Annotated in this window: 15 protein-coding genes; 14 read left to right on the top strand and 1 reads right to left on the bottom strand. The window is 61.0% G+C overall.

Annotated elements, in window-relative coordinates; translation table 11 throughout:
* The 4 genes from HCK86_RS22885 (at position 1) to HCK86_RS22870 (ending at position 4,829) form a co-directional block, all read left to right on the top strand.
* A complete protein-coding gene (locus HCK86_RS22885) occupies positions 1-1,266 on the top strand; it encodes an extracellular solute-binding protein (protein WP_176086810.1) in 1,266 nt (421 codons plus the stop codon).
* A gap of 158 nt (positions 1,267-1,424) precedes the next feature.
* Positions 1,425-2,366, top strand: a complete 942-nt coding sequence (locus tag HCK86_RS22880; protein WP_246739743.1) for a sugar ABC transporter permease — start codon at positions 1,425-1,427, stop codon at positions 2,364-2,366.
* Positions 2,363-3,199 (top strand): carbohydrate ABC transporter permease, encoded by an 837-nt coding sequence (locus HCK86_RS22875; protein ID WP_176086809.1) that lies wholly within the window; start codon positions 2,363-2,365, stop codon positions 3,197-3,199. The genes HCK86_RS22880 and HCK86_RS22875 overlap by 4 nt, the downstream gene beginning before the upstream one ends.
* Positions 3,200-3,236: 37 nt before the next feature.
* Positions 3,237-4,829, top strand: a complete 1,593-nt coding sequence (locus HCK86_RS22870) for a glycoside hydrolase family 43 protein (RefSeq protein ID WP_176086834.1) — start codon at positions 3,237-3,239, stop codon at positions 4,827-4,829.
* A 302-nt stretch (positions 4,830-5,131) separates the two neighbouring features.
* Here the strand turns inward: HCK86_RS22870 and HCK86_RS22865 are convergent, their stop codons facing one another.
* Positions 5,132-6,331: an MFS transporter gene (locus tag HCK86_RS22865; protein WP_176086808.1), complete on the bottom strand. Its 1,200-nt coding sequence runs from the start codon at positions 6,329-6,331 to the stop codon at positions 5,132-5,134.
* A gap of 376 nt (positions 6,332-6,707) precedes the next feature.
* Between HCK86_RS22865 and HCK86_RS22860 the strand changes: the two genes are divergently transcribed.
* The 10 genes from HCK86_RS22860 to HCK86_RS22815 all read left to right on the top strand — a co-directional run bounded on the left by HCK86_RS22860 (position 6,708) and on the right by HCK86_RS22815 (position 18,224).
* Complete coding sequence (locus HCK86_RS22860; protein ID WP_176086833.1) at positions 6,708-8,099, top strand: UbiD family decarboxylase; 1,392 nt, start codon at positions 6,708-6,710, stop codon at positions 8,097-8,099.
* A 67-nt stretch (positions 8,100-8,166) separates the two neighbouring features.
* Positions 8,167-8,748 carry a UbiX family flavin prenyltransferase gene (locus HCK86_RS22855; protein WP_176086807.1) on the top strand — a complete coding sequence of 194 codons (582 nt, stop codon included), beginning with the start codon at positions 8,167-8,169 and terminating at the stop codon, positions 8,746-8,748.
* 105 nt (positions 8,749-8,853) lie between these two features.
* Entirely contained in the window at positions 8,854-10,476 is a 1,623-nt protein-coding gene (locus HCK86_RS22850; protein ID WP_176086806.1) for an ABC transporter substrate-binding protein, read from the top strand.
* Between the two features lie 116 nt (positions 10,477-10,592).
* Entirely contained in the window at positions 10,593-11,525 is a 933-nt protein-coding gene (locus HCK86_RS22845) for an isocitrate lyase/PEP mutase family protein (RefSeq protein WP_176086805.1), read from the top strand.
* A 101-nt stretch (positions 11,526-11,626) separates the two neighbouring features.
* Positions 11,627-12,592 carry an ABC transporter permease gene (locus tag HCK86_RS22840; protein WP_246739742.1) on the top strand — a complete coding sequence of 322 codons (966 nt, stop codon included), beginning with the start codon at positions 11,627-11,629 and terminating at the stop codon, positions 12,590-12,592.
* Positions 12,589-13,515: an ABC transporter permease gene (locus tag HCK86_RS22835; protein ID WP_176086804.1), complete on the top strand. Its 927-nt coding sequence runs from the start codon at positions 12,589-12,591 to the stop codon at positions 13,513-13,515. Before HCK86_RS22840 ends, HCK86_RS22835 begins: the two co-directional genes overlap by 4 nt.
* A gap of 1 nt (position 13,516) precedes the next feature.
* Positions 13,517-14,551 carry an ABC transporter ATP-binding protein gene (locus tag HCK86_RS22830; protein WP_176086803.1) on the top strand — a complete coding sequence of 345 codons (1,035 nt, stop codon included), beginning with the start codon at positions 13,517-13,519 and terminating at the stop codon, positions 14,549-14,551.
* A complete protein-coding gene (locus tag HCK86_RS22825) occupies positions 14,552-15,571 on the top strand; it encodes an ABC transporter ATP-binding protein (RefSeq protein WP_246739741.1) in 1,020 nt (339 codons plus the stop codon).
* A gap of 29 nt (positions 15,572-15,600) precedes the next feature.
* A complete protein-coding gene (locus tag HCK86_RS22820) occupies positions 15,601-16,977 on the top strand; it encodes an amidohydrolase family protein (protein ID WP_176086802.1) in 1,377 nt (458 codons plus the stop codon).
* Positions 16,974-18,224: a Zn-dependent hydrolase gene (locus HCK86_RS22815; protein WP_176086801.1), complete on the top strand. Its 1,251-nt coding sequence runs from the start codon at positions 16,974-16,976 to the stop codon at positions 18,222-18,224. The genes HCK86_RS22820 and HCK86_RS22815 overlap by 4 nt, the downstream gene beginning before the upstream one ends.
* The last annotated feature ends 117 nt before the right edge of the window (positions 18,225-18,341 follow it).

The following is an 18,341-nucleotide window of genomic DNA, read 5'->3' as shown; positions in this document are numbered from 1 at the left end:
ATGAAATTTTCGAGCAAGCTTGCTCTTGGAACCGCTGTCGCCGTTTTCAGCCTGATGGGCGTCGCGCAGGCGGAAACCACCGTCAGGATCATGGGTATTGAACCCAATGATGCCTTTGAGAAGACAATCAACCAGGAGGTCTTCGACGCCTATGAGGCCGACCATCCCGACACCAAGATCTCGATGGAATATCTGGAAAACTCCGCCTTCAAGTCGAAACTGCCGACTGTGCTTCAGTCCGACAAGCGCCCTGACCTCTACTGGTCCTGGGCCGGCGGCGTTCTCGACGAGCAGTTCCAGAGCGGCGTGACCCAGGACATCACGGCTTCGGTAAAGGACGATTTCGACGCCACCATCCCGCCCGGTCCGGTCCAGAGCTTCACGGTGAACAATGAGATCGTCGGCGGGCCGACCAAGGTCAGCCTGATCGTGCTCTGGTATAACAAGGCACTGGCAGAGAAAGCCGGTATTGATCCCGCGTCGATCAAGACCTGGGACGATTTCCTCGCCGCGGTGCAGAAGGCCAAGGATGCAGGCATCACGCCGATCGTCGCCGGCGGCAAGGACAAGTTCCCGCTGCATTATTATGTCGCCTATCTCGCAACCCGGATCATGGGTGTCGACGAACTGGCCGCCGCGCGCGCCGGCGAAAATGGCGGCTTCAACAATCCCGACTTCATCAAGGCGCTGACCGAATTCAAGCGTCTTGCCGATCTTCAGCCATTCCAGCAGGGCTTTGCCAGCGCCACCTTTGCCAAGGAAAGCGGCATGTTCGGCGATGGCGACGCCCTGTTCGAACTGGCTGGCCAGTGGAACTACTCGACCCAGAAGGGCAATTCGGCAAGCGGCCAGGGCCTGCCGGAAGAAGATCTCGGCATGATGACCTTCCCGACCTATCCGGGCGGCAAGGGTGAGCCAACCGATGTCGTCGGTGGGGTCAATGGCTGGGTTGTCACCAAGGATGCACCGCCTGAGGCCGTCGACTTCCTGAAATACTGGGTCTCCAAGCCGGTTGTGGAAAAATATGCCGCTGCCGGTCAGTGGATCCCGGTTGCCAAGGGTGCCGGCGAGGCACTGACCAACCCCTATTTCCAGACCGTCTCCAAGATGGCCGGTGATGCGGCCCACCTGCAGCTCTATCTTGATCAGGCCTTTGGCCCCAATCTTGGTGCCACGGTCAATGACATCGCCGCCGACCTCGCAATTGGCGCAGTTACGCCGGAAGAGGCCGCCCAGACGCTGGAAGACGAACGCGAAATGGAGTGATCCTCCCACCCCCGGCAGGCAGTTCCTGCCGGGGCTTTTTCCCTTCACAATTTCTCCCCGTGCCGGAAAGCTGATAACCGGCTCCGGCCCGGGCCTTTTCAGGAATGCATGCGCGCCGGCCCTGCCGAAAAACGCGTCATGCACGGCAGGAGGACAGGATGTCTATCCAGACGGGTGGCGGCACCCTCACTGAGACACAAGCCGGGGTCAAAAAGGTCCTCTGGCGCCCCTCGAATGCGCTGGTAACGCTCGTGATCTTCATGTTGCCCGCCTTCATTCTCTTCACCACTTTCGTCATGCTGCCGATGATCGATGCGGCGCATTTCTCGCTCTACAAGTGGAATGGCTACGGTTCGCCGACGGATTTCGTCGGCCTGCAGAATTTCGAGCGGCTGGCGGGAAACCGGATTTTTCTCCATTCCTTCGGCAATTCGCTGAAGATCATCGGCACCTCGCTGTTCATCCAGTTGCCGCTGGCGCTCGTCCTGGCGCTGCTGATTTACGAAAAGCACTGGTCGAACACGGTTTTCCGGCTGATCTTCTTCCTGCCCTATATTCTGGCCGAGGTGGCAAGCGGCCTGATCTGGAGCTTCATCTTTGACGGGGACTATGGTCTTGCGGCCGAGATCGCCCGCTGGCTGCATGTCGACAATTTCTACATCCTGGCCAATCGCGAATGGGCCTTCACCGCAATCATGACGGTGATCGTGTGGAAATATTTCGGCTTCCACATGATGATCTATATTGCTGGCCTGCAATCGATCCCGAAGGACCAGATCGAGGCCATCACCATCGATGGCGCCGGGCCCCTGCAGGTCATCCGCTATGTCAAGCTGCCTGCGCTGAAGCCGGCGCTGACCATGTCGGTGTTCTTCTCCGTCATCGGCGCCATGCAGGTCTTCGACATCATCATTCCCCTCACCAATGGCGGACCATCGAACCTGACGCATACTATTGTCAGCTTCCTCTACACCTTCGGCCTGCAGCGCATGAATATCGGCTTCGGTAGTGCCGTCGGCATTATCCTCTTCCTGTTCTGCGCAACATTCGCCTTCACCTATCGCTCGACCTTCCAGCGTGAGAAAGGAACGGCACGATGAACTCCGAGACCATGTTCAACTGGCGTGCAGCGCTGCGTGTCATCTTCCTACTGTTGATGACGACCGTCATTCTGCTGCCGCTCTCCATCACCGTCTTCGGCGGCTTCAAGAGCCTTGGCGAGCTGCGCATTTCGCCGATCGGCCTGCCGCATGAATGGGTGCTCAGCAATTATGCCGATATTCTGGGTTCCGGCGAATTCTGGGGCTACCTACGCAATTCGCTGACCATTTCGGTCTCCTGCGTGGTGCTGACGCTGATCATCTCCGGCATGGCGGCCTATTGCTTTGCGCAGCTGCATTTCTTTGGCAAGAAGATGCTGTTTGCCTATTTCACCGTCGGGATGATGTTTCCCTTCGCCACCGCCATTCTGCCGCTGTTCATCAAGATCCGCGATCTCGGCCTGCTTGACAGTCCGGCGGGCGTCATCTTTCCGCAGGTCGCCTTTGGCCTCGCCTTCTCGATGATGCTGTTTCGCGGCTTTTTCGAGCAGCTGCCGAAGGAACTGTTCGAGGCAGCTCAGATCGACGGCATCGGCTATATGGGCTTTTTCTTCCGCTTCACCCTGCCACTGTCCGTGCCGATCCTGTCGACGGTTGCCACCTTCGTCTTCGTGCAGAGCTGGAATAACTTCCTGCTGCCCCTGGTCGTTCTCAACGAACAGCCCGCCTACACCTGGACGCTCGGCATGATGCAGTATCGCGGTGCCTATATGACCGACTGGAGCCGCGTGCTCGCCTTCGTGACGCTGACCATGGTGCCGGCGGTCGTGTTTTTCTTCGCTGCCCAGAAATACATCGTCGCAGGTCTGACCGGCGGCGCCGTGAAGGGCTGAGCGGACGTCCATTTCCAAAAAGGAATTCATCATGGCAATGATTGCCAATCCCATCCTCCGTGGTTTCAATGCCGACCCCTGCATCTGCCGGGTCGGGGAGGACTACTACATCGCCACCTCGACCTTCGAATGGTATCCGGGCGTGCAGCTGCATCACTCGCAAGATCTGAAGAACTGGCGGGTGGTCAAGCGGCCGCTGGAGCGCGCCTCCCAGCTAGATATGCGCGGCGAGCAGGATTCCGGCGGCGTCTGGGCGCCCTGCCTCACCTATGCCGATGGCCTGTTCTGGCTGATATACACCGACATGAAGCGCGCCGAGGGCGACTTCAAAGACAGCTTCAACTATCTGGTCACCGCCCCTGCCATAGAAGGTCCATGGTCGGATCCCGTCTATCTCAATGCCTCCGGCTTCGACCCTTCACTGTTCCATGACGAAGACGGACGGAAATATCTGATCAACCAGCTCTGGGACTATCGCCGCAAGCCAACCGCCTTTGCCGGAATCGTGCTGCAGGAATATTCCCATGACGAGAAGAAGCTGATCGGCGAACCGAAGGTCGTCTATCACGGCACCTCCGCCGGCATTACCGAGGGACCGCATCTCTACCGCTTCAATGGCTGGTATTACATGGTAACCGCCGAGGGCGGCACGGGCTATACGCACACGGTCTCGGTCGCCCGCTCGAAAAATCTCGAAGGCCCTTATGAGGACCATCCCGATCTGCATCTGCTGACCAGCCGCGACGATCCGCAATCGCCGATCCAGCGCTCCGGCCATGGCTCGATCATCGAGACGCCGGAGGGTGAATTCTACATGGTACACCTGATGAGCCGGCCGATGCCGGGCGTCAGACGCAGCGTGCTCGGCCGCGAGACCTCGATCCAGAAGGTTGTTTTTGATGCTGAAGGCTGGCCGCGCCTTGCCCATGGCGGCATGGCACCGGCACTTGAGGTCGAGACACCCAAGGGCGTGACAGCCGGCGAAACAATTGCCGATGTCACCGATACCGATTTCGACAGCCCGGATCTGCCGATCGACTTCCAGTGGCTGCGAAGCCCGCAGCCGGAACGTCTGTTCAGCCTGTCGGCCCGTCCGGGCCATCTGCGCCTTTATGGCCGTCAATCGATCGGCAGCTGGTTCGAACAGGCGCTCGTTGCCCGCCGCCAGACTGAATTTGCCTGCCGGGCCGAAACTGTGACCGATGCTCAGCCGAAAAGCTTCCAGCATCTGGCCGGACTGATTGCCTATTACAACCGCTCGAAATTCCACTATCTGGCGATTTCCGGCGACGGTCAGGGCGGCCGGGAACTCTCGATCATATCCTGTGCCGGATCATGGCCGGAATCATCGCTGAACTTCGCGCTGCGACAGCCGGTTGTGCTGCCGGGCGAAGGCAAAGTCCGGCTCGGCCTCGCGATTGACGGTGTCGTGCTGCAGTTCCGCTACGCCATTGATGACGGTGACTGGCAGCCGGTCGGTCCGACGCTCGATGCCTCGGTGCTGTCCGATGAAGGCGGACGTGGCGTCAATGGCAGCTTCACCGGCAATTTCATCGGCATGGCCGCCTATGACCTCGCCGGAGGCACATTTTCCGCCGATTTCGACAGCTTCCGCTACGAAAACGCCTGAAAGCACCGGCCAGCCGAACAAAGGCCTCCCGGCAGCAACCGGGAGGCCTCAGGCTGCTGACAAAGCGATTCAGATTGCTTGTTTGGGATGGAATAGCCGCCTCCCCTCTTTCGTCATCCCCGTGCTCGTCACGGGGATCCAGGCTCTTCAGGGCATTGGATTAAAAGAGTCTTTCGCCGCGCAGACGCGCGTCGGCTGGATGCCTGTGACAAGCACAGGCATGACGTCAGCGAAAAGGGTGCGTTTTTCAGCAATCTGAGGCCTCCCGGCAGCAACCGGGAGGCCTTTTGCTTGTCAGCTGTTCAGCGCTGCCGCTTCGGTCCGTCAAGCGCCAGGACAAGAATGCAGCCGATGAGACCAGCGGCGGCCGAAAGGACGGCCGTGCCGGAATAGTCGGTGAAACGGGTTCCAAGCGCAAACAGGCCTGCACCAAGTCCGGCGCTTGCAAACATGTTGACCGAAATCAGGGAACTGCCGACCCCGGGACGATCTTCAATCAGATTCTGCAGATAGGTGATCGGCACGGAGATGATCGCGGCGGCGCCAAGGCCTGCGACCGGCGTCAGCGCATAGGCCTGCCAGGGCTCGCTGACATGGCCGAGCAGATAGAGATAGACGACATAGACCGCCGCGCCGATCACCAGCGTGACCACATGCGGCAAGACCCGCTCGACATAGGACCAGAAGATGATGAAAACGATCTCCAGGCCCGCAACAATGCCAACCAGCAGGCCGACATCCGAGACCGTGCCGCCCGCCTGACCGGTAATGATCAGCGGCAGCACCGTGCCGCACATATGCATCATCGCCGTGATCAGCGAGATCGCCAGCAGGCGGATCCACAGTCCCGCCCCAGCAAAGGCAGCAAAAGCCTTCAGAAACGGCTCGCTGCGGCGATTGGCAACCACGGCTTCCGGCTCATGGCCCGAAAGCGAGAACAGCGACACACAGACAAGTGACGCAAGACCGGCGAACAGAAAGGACGGCAGCATGCTGGAACTGCCCGCCAGCAGGGCGCCGACCACGCCCGGAACCAGCACCCAGGACAGGGACAGCACGGCGCGGACGGCCGAGTTCACCGACACCATTTCCTGATAGGGCCGGCCGACGATCTGCACCCGGACATTGGCGAAGATCAGCGGATTGAGGGCCGTGAAAAAGGGAATGAACAGTATTTTGGCGATCGTGAAAGACGATTGCGACGGCAGCAGATAGACCCAGAGAAACCCGATGACACCAGTGAGGCTGGTGACCATCAGCGAAACCCTGAAACTGCCGATCCGATCGGCGAGCGAGCCGATCAGGATACTCGCCACCACTGAGACTAGGGCGCCGAGAAGGATCACCATCGCATAAGCGCGGTCCGTCATGCCCAGCTCCTGAATGCCGATGATCGACAGATAGGGCGAGGTCGCAGCACCGGCAAAGCCAAAGAAAAAAAGCCCCGCGGCAGACAATCTGAGCACGGGATTCGAATAGACGAGCGACAGGGTCTTGGGCATGAGGACCAGCACAAAACAGAAATGAAAGGAAAGGTACCGGCAGGAGCGCTGCCCTGTGCAATCGATACATCACTTAAGCACCGGAGAATAGTGGTTTTCCACAGCCCAGACAGCAAAAATGCGACGAGTCGGCCACAGGGTACCGGCTGCCCGCACCAAGGTCCGCCGCCAAAGGTCGCGACCCGAAATTCTACCCTGCCGATATCCGAAGATATAAACACAACCCAGAGGGGCTTCAGTTCAATTTCTCCTATGGGCCGCTTCGGTTTCAGACCGCTACCAAGGCCGGAACCCGTCTCTCATAATCATTTTCATAATTTGAATGTGATGAAGGACTGCCTGCGTGACGTCTGTTGCTGAAAAGACCATTTCCCCGATCCCCGCAGCGGAAAACACCCGCACGGATGATCAGTCATGCAGAAGCATTCTCAATGCTCTTGAGGGCAAGGGCGAACTGCTCGTTGTCGACAAGCCGGTCAGTGCGAAGTTCGATGTATCGGCGATGCTGTCGCTCGCCGACCACCGCGCTGCCGTGCGCTTCGACAAAATCGAAGGCTCCGACATACGGCTCTTCGGCAACCTTCTGACCAGCCGCGAACGCATTGCAATGGCACTTGGTGTTTCTGTCGATCAGATCCAGAAGACACTGACGGACGCCGTGCGCAATCCGATCAAGCCGGAAATCATCGACAACGCTCCGGTCCAGGAGGTTGTCGTCCGCGAGAATGTTCTCGCCGGCCTGCCGGTTCCGCATTTTTTCCAGCGTGAGACCGGCCCTTACATCTCCGCCGGCATGATCATCGCGAAGGATCCCGAAACCGGTCTCGGCAATGCCTCCTATGCCCGGCTGAAAGTGCTGAATGAAAACGAGGCGATGATCGGCATTGCCCCGAACCACCACCTCGCCATCATGGCCCGCAAGGCGGCCGCCATGGGCAAGCCGCTGCCCTTCGCCGTCGTGCTCGGCGCCCACCCTGCCATCCAGCTGGCCGCCTGCCTCTATCTCGGCCTCGGCGATGACGAGATGGAGAATGCCGGCGCCCTGCTCGGCGCACCGGTACGCATGGCCAAAACCGTGAGCTCCGACCTGCTCGTTCCGGCCGAAGCCGAGGTTGTCCTCGAAGGTCTGATCCATTCCGACCGGCCGCTGGTCGAAGGACCGGTTTCCGAATATCACGGCATGTATGAGGATTACGGCAGTGGCCTGATCTGCACCTTCCAGGCTCGCACCAACCGGGCAGACGCCATGTTCCAGGTGATCGAACCGGGTTATCACGCCGAACATATCTTCATCGCCGCCGTGCCGATTGCAGCCTCGCTGAAGGCCCAGCTTTCCCGCGCGCTGCAAAATGTCGGTGATGTCGCGGTAACCGCCACCGGTTCCGGCCGCAACGATGTGATCGTCCAGCTGAAGGATCCCCGCCCCGGCCAGGCGCGCCGCGCCATGGCAATCTGCTGGGGGGCCGTCAGCATCATCAAGAATGTCACCATTATCGATGCCGATGTCGATCCGTGGGATCTGGCGGCCGTCGAACTTGCCAAGATGACCCGCATGCGCGCCGAACGTGACGTTCTGATCATCAGCGACCTGCCGGCCGACCGCTCGGAAGCCCAGGAAGACGGCGGCGTTGTCGCCAAGATCGGCTACGACGCGACGATGAAGGCAGGCGACCGTTCACAGGGCTATGACAAGGCCCTGCCGCCCGAGGATGCCTATGCCCGCATGCGCAGCCTTCTCTCAACCATCCGTCCGGACCTTCTGCCATGACAGTTCTCCCCTTCGCTAGCGGAAGCAACGGACAAAGCGCGCGGAGCGCCGGAAACAGGAGACGACAATGCGCCGTATGATCGTCGCCATCACCGGAGCATCCGGGACCTGCTACGGCATCCGCGCGCTCGAAATGTTGCGCGCGATCGAAGATGTCGAGACCCATCTGGTGATCTCGCCATCGGCGATCCGCACCGCACAGGAAGAGGGCATCGACATGAGCGCGGACGAAATCCGCGCGCTCGCCGACGTCAATTACAGCCATAAGGATATCGGTGCGGCGATTGCTTCCGGCTCATTCCGCTCCGCCGGCATGCTGGTCGCGCCCTGCTCGGTGAAAACGCTCAGCGGCATCGCCCATTGCTACGCCGAAGACCTGATTACACGGGCAGCCGATGTCTGCCTCAAGGAACGTCGCCGGCTCGTGCTGATGCTGCGCGAGACACCGTTTCATGCCGGACATATCGCATTGATGGATCAGGCGACCCGCAGCGGCGCGATCATCATGCCCCCCGTTCCGGGCTTTTACACAAAGCCCAAGACGATCGACGACATCATCAATCAGAGTGTCGGCCGGGCACTCGACCTGTTTGATATCAGCCATCCGGCCGTCAGGAGATGGAGGGACACGGATCAGGCGGACCACTAGCAGGCGGTTCGTATCGGGGCATGCAACCCATGCCGCATAGAAATCACAATCGGGAACATGTATCCGTCCGCTCATAGAGGGACGGAGAGATTGGAGAAACAGGCAATGCCATTCACTTCGAAGCGCCGTTCCGGCACTTTTCTCACCTCTGGTCGCGCGCTGATGATGGCGCTGGCGCTTGCAGCAGCCGGCCCCGTCGTCTCGGGCGCGATCGCCACCAAGGCCGTTGCTGACGACCAGCAGCCGATCGCCGGCGGCGAGATGACCATCATTAACGGCTCGGATATCACCAGCTGGGATCCGGCGCTGACCAACGGCACCTATCCGGGTGGCCCGATGGACGTTCGTGACGCCATTTACGGCGTGCTCGTCTATATCGACGTCAACGGCAAGATCCAGGGCGGCATGGCCGAAAGCCTGACCAGTGAAGACGCCCAGACCTGGACGCTGAAGCTGCGCCCCGGCATCACCTTTTCCGATGGCGAAGCCTATGACGCCGAAGCCGTGAAGTATAACTGGGATCGCATGGCCGACCCGGAAACCATGGCTCCGACCCAGGCTTTCGTTTCGTCCTGGGACAAGAGCATCAAGATCATCGATCCGCTGACCCTGACGATCACGCTCGACCAGCCGAACCGCAACTTCGGTTCGCAGCTTGCCCAGCAGGCCCCTTTCATCGGTTCGCCGAAGGAACTGGCCGCTGCCAAGCAGAAGTCCGACATCAAGCCTGTCGGCGCCGGCCCGTTCATCTTTGACAGCTGGGACCAGGGCGTTTCCATGACGCTGAAGCGCAACCCCAACTACTGGGATCAGCCGCGTCCCTATCTCGACACGCTGAACTTCAAGATCATCCCGGAAACCAACAGCCGTATCGCAACCGTTGTTCAGGGCGGCGCGACCATGATGGCCGGCTATCCCTACCAGTTCGGTTCCAATGCTGAGGCGCCCGGTGTTGCCACCCATGAGATCCCGATCCCGGGCCTCTACCGCGCCTTCTTCAACCAGACGTCCGGCCCCTTCACCGATGTGCGTGCCCGCAAGGCTTTCTATGAGGCGATCGACCGTTCGCGCCTGATGCAGGCCTATACGCAGACCGGTGGCTATGTCACGCCGAACAACTACTTCACTCAGGTCTCGCCTTACTACCAGACGGAATACAATCTGCCGGAATACAATCCGGAAGATGCGCAGAAGATTTTCAATGAGCTGGCCGATGAAGGCAAGCCGTTCGAAATGAAGCTGGTCACCTATTCCAACTCCGACCTGAAGCGTCTGGCGTCCTACGTTCAGCAGGTCATGAGCGCCTACAAGAACGTCAAGGTCGACGTCGACATCGTCGATCAGGCCATGCTGACCACCACCTGCAAGGACCAGCTGAACTTCGACCTTTGCGTCGACGGCGGCGTTCTGGTTGCCAACGGCGCCGAGCCGACCATTTCCGGTCATCTGGCATCCGACGGCATCTACAACTGGGGCCAGTACAGCAACCCGAAGATGGACGAAGAGCTGAAGGCCGCCAGCGCCACCATGGACGACGCCGAGGTCAAGGCTGACTATCTCGACGTCCAGAAGATGGTCGCAGAGGACCTGCCGCTCTATATCTTCGGTTCGGAAACGCGCTTCCTGCTGCTGCGCGACAACACCGGCGGCATCGTCCCGTCTGACGGCGGCATGCTGCAGAAGCAGTATCTCTATGTTTGCGACGACGCCTGCCAGGCGAAGAAGTAAACCAGAATGTGACGACTGCGATCCGCCTCAGGGCGGATCGCAACCCGGGCCGGCCGATATTTCAGTGTCCCGCCCCGGCGGAAGAACAACCATCCCTTAAAAAAAGGCCATCACACATGTTCGACAAGCGACCCAGAACCACTTTCCGCGAGCTTTTCGCCCGCGAACAGGTCTTCACCCCTTGCGTCTGGGACTGCTATTCCGCCAAGGCCGCCGAAATGGCCGGCTTCAAGGCCACACTTTTGAGCGGCGCATCGGTCGGTTTCTCCATGTCCGGCGTTCCCGATATGGGACTGCACAATCAGGAAGAACTGATCTGGGCCACCGACCGGATTGCCGATTACTCCCCGTTGCCGCTGATCATCGATGCCGATGACGGCTTTGGCGACGTCGCCCAGGCCTATCGTACCTGCAAGCGCCTGGCCAAGGCCGGTGCCGCTGCCATCCTGATCGAGGATACGCCGAACGAACGCGGCTATGCCCGCTTCGGCCGCGCCATGGAAGAGGCAACGCTCGCCGGCAAGGTCGACGGCAATGTTACCCATGAAGTCGTATCCGCCGAACTCTGGCTCGCCAAGATCAAGGCCGGCATCGAAGCCTGCGAAGGCACCGACTGCGTGATCATCGCCCGCTCGGAATCGAAGCTCGAAAAGGGCCTCGACGATGCGATCGAGCGCTGTGTCCGCGCTGCCGAACTCGGCGCCGAAATGACCTATGTCCACGGGCTGCGCACGCTTGACGAGTGCAAGAAGGTCGCCAAGGTTCTGCCCGGCTGGAAGATGTTCGGCGATGTCGCCACCATTGACGGCAAGCCCTTCGTCACCCTCGACGAGATCGCCGAACTCGGCTTCAACCTCGTCACCATGCATTATCTGGAAAAGGCTTCGATGTTCGGCATGATGGATTACGGCCGTCACGTTTTCGCCGACCAGTCGACCCGCTATGCCGATGAGCATGACATGGGCGGCTATACCAAGGCCGAGCAGAAGCAGCTGCTTGAACGCGACAGCGGCTGGCTCGATGCCGAAGCTGAATGGAAGAAGGTCTGAGGCGGTCACCTCGCCCTGAAAAAGGCGGGGACCGGATCAACGGATAACCCCGTCCCCGCCTGAAATTCGGGCGCGAAGACAAGAACAGAAGGAGCGGTGCCTTGAGAAACGGCGTCCTGCTTTATGGAAAAGCGATCGGAATGCGGCTGCTGGCTGGTATACCGGTATTTTTCCTGGTCACATTTGCAGCCACGGCGCTTGCAAATCTGTCGCCAGGTTCGCCGGCCCAGCTGATCCTCGGCGATAATGCCACCCAGGAACAGATTGCCAAGCTCAATGCTGAATATGGCTATAACCTGCCGATCTTCCAGCGCTATCTGCACTGGCTCGGCGGCGTGATCCATGGCGATTTCGGCGTTACGCTGTTTTCCCAGCAGCCGGTGTCCCAGCTTCTGATCGACCGTGCATCCGTGACCTTCGAAATCGCGCTTCTCGCCCAGCTGGTCTCCTTCCTGATCGGCGTGCCGCTTGCCATGTATACGGCAAGCCATCCGGGCAAATTCGCCGACACGGCGATGCGGTCCGTCTCGTCGCTGCTTCTGGCGGTGCCGACCTTCGTCATCGTGGTGCTGCTGTCCTATCTTTTCTCGCTGATCCTGCGCTGGCTGCCGGCAACCGGCTGGGCCTCCTTCTCCGACGATCCGCTCGCCAATCTCTGGTATGTCTGTCTTCCCGTCATGTGTCTTGCGGCCCATCAGTGCGCCTATCTCTACCGCGTTGCCCGCAATGAGTTTGTTACGGCCCTGCAGGAAGATTTCGTTCAGGTTGCCCGCGTCAAGGGCCTGTCGCTCAGCTATATCCTGTTCCGCCATGTGCTGCGGCCGGCGCTGCCACAGATCATCACGGTCATGGGCATGTCGATGACCTATCTGCTGGCTGGTTCCTTTGTCGTCGAGGCCTATTTCGCCGTGCCCGGCATCGGCTGGACCGTGCTCTCGGCGGTCAAGAACCATGATCTGGCGGTCGTTCAGGGCATCCTCTCGCTGACAGTTGTCATCTTCGTCGCGATCTTCATTCTCGTTGATCTCTGCTACGCCATCATTGATCCCAGGGTAGATGTCGCATGAGCCAGTCATCCCACATTCCGACCGGCTTGCCCGAAGAAAGCGACAAGGCGACCCTTGCGGCGATCGTCGAGGCAGCCCTGCCCAGGACCCGGCGCCTGCGCTTCCCCGAGGCATCGGCCTTCGAAGTCCTTTCTGCGGTGTTCCTGATCGTTCTGGTTCTCGCCGCTGCCTTCGTGAATTTCATTCCCGGCCTTGTCAGCCCGATCTTTCCCTATGGCGACTTTTCCCAGCCGCCAAGCCTGACGCTGAACGGACTGCTTGGCACCGACGAGATCGGCCGCAGCATTTTGTCCCGCGTCATCTGGGGCGCTCGCGCCTCGCTGACCATCGTGCTGTTTGCAACGCTGCTTTCGGCCTGCTGCGGCCTGATGCTCGGTCTTCTGGCCGGCTATTACCGCGGTATCGTCGAGCGCATCGTCGATCTTTATGCCAACACCATGTCGTCGCTGCCGTCGATCCTCGTCGTGCTGGCCTTCGTTGCAGTCACCGGTTCGTCTGTGATGACGATCACCCTGGTGCTCGGCATTCTCGACATCGGCACCTATGCCCGCGTCGCCAAGGGCGGTGTGATTTCGCAGTCTAGCCGTGATTATGTGCTGGCCGCCCGCGCCATGGGCGCTTCCGACCGCCGCATTCTCCTAAAGGAGATCCTGCCGAACCTGGTGCCCGCCCTGACCGCCATCATGCCGACGCTGATGGCCGGCCTGATCGTGACGGAAGGTTCACTCTCCTTCCTTGGCTACGGCATCCCGGCCCCCGCGCCCTCCTGGGGCGGCATGATCGCCGCCTCGACTGACCTGATCAGCCGTTTTCCGCTTCTGATCCTCGGCCCGATCCTCGCCATCGTGCTGACGGTCTATGCGCTGAACACGGTGGGCGACTATTTCGCCAGACGGCTCAACAGCCGCGACCGGAGTGCATGACATGGCTGAGACAGAAAAAGACAATCCGCTGCTGAAGGTCGACACCATCGCCTGCACACTGGAAACCGACAGCGGCCCTGTGCGCGTGCTCGAAGATATCGTCTTCCGCCTGAACGCAAAAACCGCACTCGGCATTGTCGGCGAAAGCGGTGCCGGCAAATCCATGCTGATCAAGGCGATCATGGGCATCACGCCCAACGGCATGCGCGTTGACGGCCGCATCTTCTTCGATGGTGAGGATCTGTTGAGCCTGCCGCGCCAGAAGCGCGCCGAACTCACCGGCCGCCGCGTCGGCATGGTGTTCCAGAACCCGATGACCTCGCTCAACCCGTTTGTGCGCATAGGCCGCCAGATCGAGGAAGCCGCCCGCGCCCATCTCGGCCTCACCAAGAAGGACGCCCGCGCCCGCGCCATCGAACTGCTCGGCGTTGTCGGCATTCCCGATCCCGAAGACTGCTACGGCTATTTCCCGCATCATTTCTCCGGTGGCATGAAGCAGCGCATCATGATTGCCGCAGCCCTTGCCTGCAAGCCGGAGCTTCTGATTGCCGACGAAGCGACAACGGCGCTTGATGTGACGGTGCAGAAGGAAGTGCTCGACCTGCTGCAGGCGCTGCAGCGCGAACGCGAAATGTCGATGATCATCGTCTCGCACAATCTCGCCATCGTTGCCGGGCGGACCGATGAACTGCTGGTGCTCTATGGCGGCCATATCGTCGAATACGGCAAGACCGATGTCGTGTTCCGCAATCCGCGCCATCGCTACACGCAAGCCCTGCTTTCAGCCATGCCGAAGATGGACCAGCCGGCCCATGCCAAGCTCACCACCATTCCGGGCTCGCCGCCCTCGCTTGCGGTTGGCCGCAAGGGCTGCCCCTTTGCCCCGCGCTGCACGGCAGCCGAGGCCATCTGCCACGAGACGATGCCGCACATGACCGTGAACCGCGATGGCAACCACCGCTTCGCCTGCCATTTCCCGGTCGGCCAGCCCGACGGGCCCGTGATCAGCCACGCCGAAACGGAAAGGGCCGAATAGATGAACAATCAGACCCCTGCCCCGACCATGCGCGATGCCGCCCTGCTGACGGTTGAAAATCTTTCGGTGCGCTTCACCCGTTCCGGCAAGACCATGCTGGCGGTCGATGATGTCTCGATCGATGTCGCCGCCGGCGAAACCCTCGGACTGGTCGGCGAAAGCGGCTCGGGCAAGACCACGATCGGCCGCGCGGTCCTGCGCCTTCTCGGCGCCGCCAACACCGAGACCGAAGGCACGATCACCTTCGAGGAAAAGGACATCAACAGCCTGTCGGCCGGCGACATGCGCCGCATGCGCCAGCATCTGCAGATGATCTTCCAGGATCCGGTTTCCTCCTTCAATCCGCGCCGCAAGGTGGAGGATATCGTCGCCGAGGGCCTCGAGATCCAGGGCGTCTCCCGCGCCGAGCGTGACAAGCGCGTCGATGCAGCGCTCGCCGCCGTCGGCTTTACCCGCGAACAGGTTGCCGGTCGCAAGCCGCACCAGTTTTCCGGCGGTCAGTGCCAGCGCCTCGCCATTGCCCGCGCGCTTGCCGTCGAGCCGCAGCTGATTGTCTGCGACGAGCCGGTCGCCTCGCTCGATGTCTCGGTGCAGGCCCATATCATCAATCTGCTGCAGGACATTCGCGAGCAGCGCAAGCTGGCGCTGATCTTCATCTCGCACGATCTCGCCGTGGTGAAGAATGTCTCGGACCGTGTCTGTGTGCTCTATATGGGCCGGATCGTCGAGATTGGCGATGCCAAGGCAATCTATGACCGCCCCGCCCATCCCTACACACGCACCTTGCTCGAGGCCGTGCCGGTGATCGATCTCGATCAGTCGACCGCACCGGCCGCGCCCCGCAGCGCCGTTCCCTCGCGCATCCGCCCGCCGGAAGGCTGTGCCTTCCGGCTGCGCTGCCCGCGGGCGCAAGACAAATGCGCCAGCGTGACGCCGACGCTTGCCGAGGCCCCGGGCGGACAGTTCGCGGCCTGCCATTTTCCCCATGACGAGCCCGCGCCGGGCATGAAACCGGCCTGAGGACAGAAGGGGACAGAAAGGAAGACGAAATGAGTGACTTCGATACGGTGATCCGTGGCACGCTTGTTACGGAAGACGGCGTGAGCGAAGGCGGATTTGTCGCCGTTCGCGATGGAAAGATTGCAGGCCTCGGTACCGGCACGCCGCCCGCTGCCCGCGAAACCCATGATTTCGGGTCCGCGCTCATTCTTCCCGGCGCCATCGATCCGCAGGTTCATTCGCGTTCGCAGAAGGACCAGGAAGACTTTGTCTGGTCGACCCGTTCGGCAGCCGCCGGCGGCGTCACCACCATCGTCGACATGCCCTATGATGCCGGCAAGCTGATTTCCACCGCCGACATGATCGCTGAAAAGGCCGCAAGTGCGGGCGAGCAGGCCCGCGTCGACTTCGCCCTCTACGGCACGATCAACCCGCTGCATGGCGCCGCCCATATCGCCGAAATGGCGGAAGCCGGGGCTGCGGCATTCAAGTTCTCCACCTTCGAGACCGATCCCAACCGCTTCCCGCGCATCACCACGCCGATGCTGCATGATGCCTTTGCCGAAGTGGCCAAGACCGGCCTTGCCGCCGGTGTTCACAATGAGAATGACGAATGCGTCAAGACCTGGCTGAAGGCGATGAAGGATGCCGGGCGCACCGACTATGCCGCCCATTCCGCGTCACGCCCGATCGTTGCCGAAATGCTGGCAACGGCCGAGGTCTATGAGCTCGGTGCTGCCACCGGCTGCCCTGCCCATATCGTCCATTGCTCGGCAAGCCGTGGGTATGACATGGCAGCAGCCTACCGCGCACAGGGCTTTGAATCGACCATCGAGGCCTGCATTCACTATCTCGTTCTCTCCGAAGAGGAAGACGTCTCCCGTCTGCTCGGCCGTGCCAAGTGCAACCCGCCGATCCGGACGATGAAGGAGCGCGAGGCCCTGTGGCAGCAGGTTGCCGCTGGCAATGTCACGGTGATCTCCACCGACCATGTTTCCTGGAGCCTCAAGGCCAAATCCTCCGACAACATGCTGGAAAATGCCTCGGGCATGCCGGGCCTTGAAGTCATGGCGAGCCTGTTCCTCGACGGACTGACCAAACGCGGCCTGCCGCTGACCATTGCCGCGCGGCTGATGGCCGGCAATCCGGCACGTCTGTTCCGCATCGCCGATCAGAAGGGCGGGCTGAAGCTCGGTCTTGATGCCGATATCGCCGTCTTTGCAGAGCGCCCGCGCATTTACGATGCGTCGGCCAGTGGCCACAATGTCGTCGGCTGGAGCCCCTATGAGGGCATGAATATCCGCCACGCGACGGTCGCGACCTTCCAGCGCGGCAAGGCGATCTTTGACGGCACCGATGTTCTGGCAGAACCGGGCGCGGGACGCTTTGTGCGACCCTCCCGTCCGCTTCCGGGTCATGCAGCATGAGTGAGCGCATCAACCTCGCCGCCGTCGAAATCCAGCCGCTGCAGGCCGATTTCGATCAGCTGGCGGCAATCACCGAACCCGACAAACCCTGGACGCGGCGTTCCTTCACACCGATGTTCCTGAAGGGCCGCGATTACCTCAAGACCCGTTTCGAGGCGGAAGGACTGAGCGTTCGCCTTGATGCCGCCGGCAATCTGATTGGCCGTCTGGAGGGATCCGAGCCCGGCGTGATCATGACCGGCTCGCATTCCGACACCGTTCCCTCCGGGGGCCGGTTCGACGGCATTGCCGGCATTGCCTGTGGTCTTGCCGCCATCCGCGCGCTGAAGACCAGTGGCTACACGCCGCGTCACACGATCGAACTGGTTGATTTCCTTGCGGAAGAGCCGAGCGAATGGGGCCTTTCCTGTGTCGGCAGCCGCGGTATGGCCGGCGCGCTCGGGCCGAAGGAATTTTCCCTCATCGGCCCGGATGAGGAACTGCTCGACGCAGCAATCAACCGGATCGGCGGCGACACCGCCGCCCTTGGCAAGCCGCTGCGCGATGACATCCGCTCCTTTGTCGAGATCCATATCGAACAGGGACCGGTGCTGGAAGCCGAAGGCCTGCCGATCGGCATCGTCACCGGCATTGCCGGGATCGGGCGGCTGAAGGTCCGCTTCGAAGGTATCGCCGCCCATGCCGGCACCGCACCGATGACCATGCGTCAGGATGCGGGCCTTGCGGCTGCCCGCTTCATGCTGGCAATCCGTGATGGCGCGTGCGATCTCGCCGGCCAGGGCCGTGGCCATTTCACCGCCACGACCGGGGTTGCCCATCTGGAACCGAACGGCGCCAATGTCGTGCCGGGCGGGGCGGAAGTCATCGTCGACATCCGCGCCGAAGACGACAGCGCCATGGATGAATTCCTGGCTTCGGCCGAAACCATGGCCGGCGAAGCCGCCAGGGCAGAAGGCTGCACGGCCTTAGTTTCGCGACTGAGCCGCACCTTTGCGGTGCCCTGCGACCAGCATCTTCAGGAAACCATCGCCAACGCTGCAGAAAATCTTGGCCTCAGGACCCGTCCGCTTGCCTCGGGCGCCGGTCATGATGCCGCCTTTGTCGCCCGGCTGGCGCCGGCCGCCATGATCTTCGTGCCGTCCAGGGACGGCCGCAGCCATTGCCCGGAGGAATGGACCGATACGGCCGATTTCGTCTCCGCCGCAAACCTTCTCGCCGAAACGCTGATGCGTCTCGACCAAGAGTAAACGAAGCAGCCGGGAAACCGGCCCTCATCCCCCATCTCAAAGGACTACACATGAGCACTATCATTCTGGACGGCGACAATCTGACGATCGAGCAGGTTGTTGCGGTTGCCCGCGAAG

Origin of the sequence: Martelella sp. HB161492, from assembly GCF_013184775.1 — a bacterium.
Lineage (GTDB): Bacteria > Pseudomonadota > Alphaproteobacteria > Rhizobiales > Rhizobiaceae > Martelella.
This window is presented reverse-complemented; position numbering and strand designations above follow the sequence as displayed.

Coding starts and splice junctions, on each gene's coding strand:
- HCK86_RS22885 (WP_176086810.1), top strand. CDS start 1: ATGAAATTTTCGAGCAAGCTTGCTCTTGGAACCGCTGTCGCCGTTTTC.
- HCK86_RS22880 (WP_246739743.1), top strand. CDS start 1,425: ATGTCTATCCAGACGGGTGGCGGCACCCTCACTGAGACACAAGCCGGG.
- HCK86_RS22875 (WP_176086809.1), top strand. CDS start 2,363: ATGAACTCCGAGACCATGTTCAACTGGCGTGCAGCGCTGCGTGTCATC.
- HCK86_RS22870 (WP_176086834.1), top strand. CDS start 3,237: ATGATTGCCAATCCCATCCTCCGTGGTTTCAATGCCGACCCCTGCATC.
- HCK86_RS22865 (WP_176086808.1), bottom strand. CDS start 6,331: ATGCCCAAGACCCTGTCGCTCGTCTATTCGAATCCCGTGCTCAGATTG.
- HCK86_RS22855 (WP_176086807.1), top strand. CDS start 8,167: ATGCGCCGTATGATCGTCGCCATCACCGGAGCATCCGGGACCTGCTAC.
- HCK86_RS22850 (WP_176086806.1), top strand. CDS start 8,854: ATGCCATTCACTTCGAAGCGCCGTTCCGGCACTTTTCTCACCTCTGGT.
- HCK86_RS22845 (WP_176086805.1), top strand. CDS start 10,593: ATGTTCGACAAGCGACCCAGAACCACTTTCCGCGAGCTTTTCGCCCGC.
- HCK86_RS22835 (WP_176086804.1), top strand. CDS start 12,589: ATGAGCCAGTCATCCCACATTCCGACCGGCTTGCCCGAAGAAAGCGAC.
- HCK86_RS22830 (WP_176086803.1), top strand. CDS start 13,517: ATGGCTGAGACAGAAAAAGACAATCCGCTGCTGAAGGTCGACACCATC.
- HCK86_RS22825 (WP_246739741.1), top strand. CDS start 14,552: ATGAACAATCAGACCCCTGCCCCGACCATGCGCGATGCCGCCCTGCTG.
- HCK86_RS22820 (WP_176086802.1), top strand. CDS start 15,601: ATGAGTGACTTCGATACGGTGATCCGTGGCACGCTTGTTACGGAAGAC.
- HCK86_RS22815 (WP_176086801.1), top strand. CDS start 16,974: ATGAGTGAGCGCATCAACCTCGCCGCCGTCGAAATCCAGCCGCTGCAG.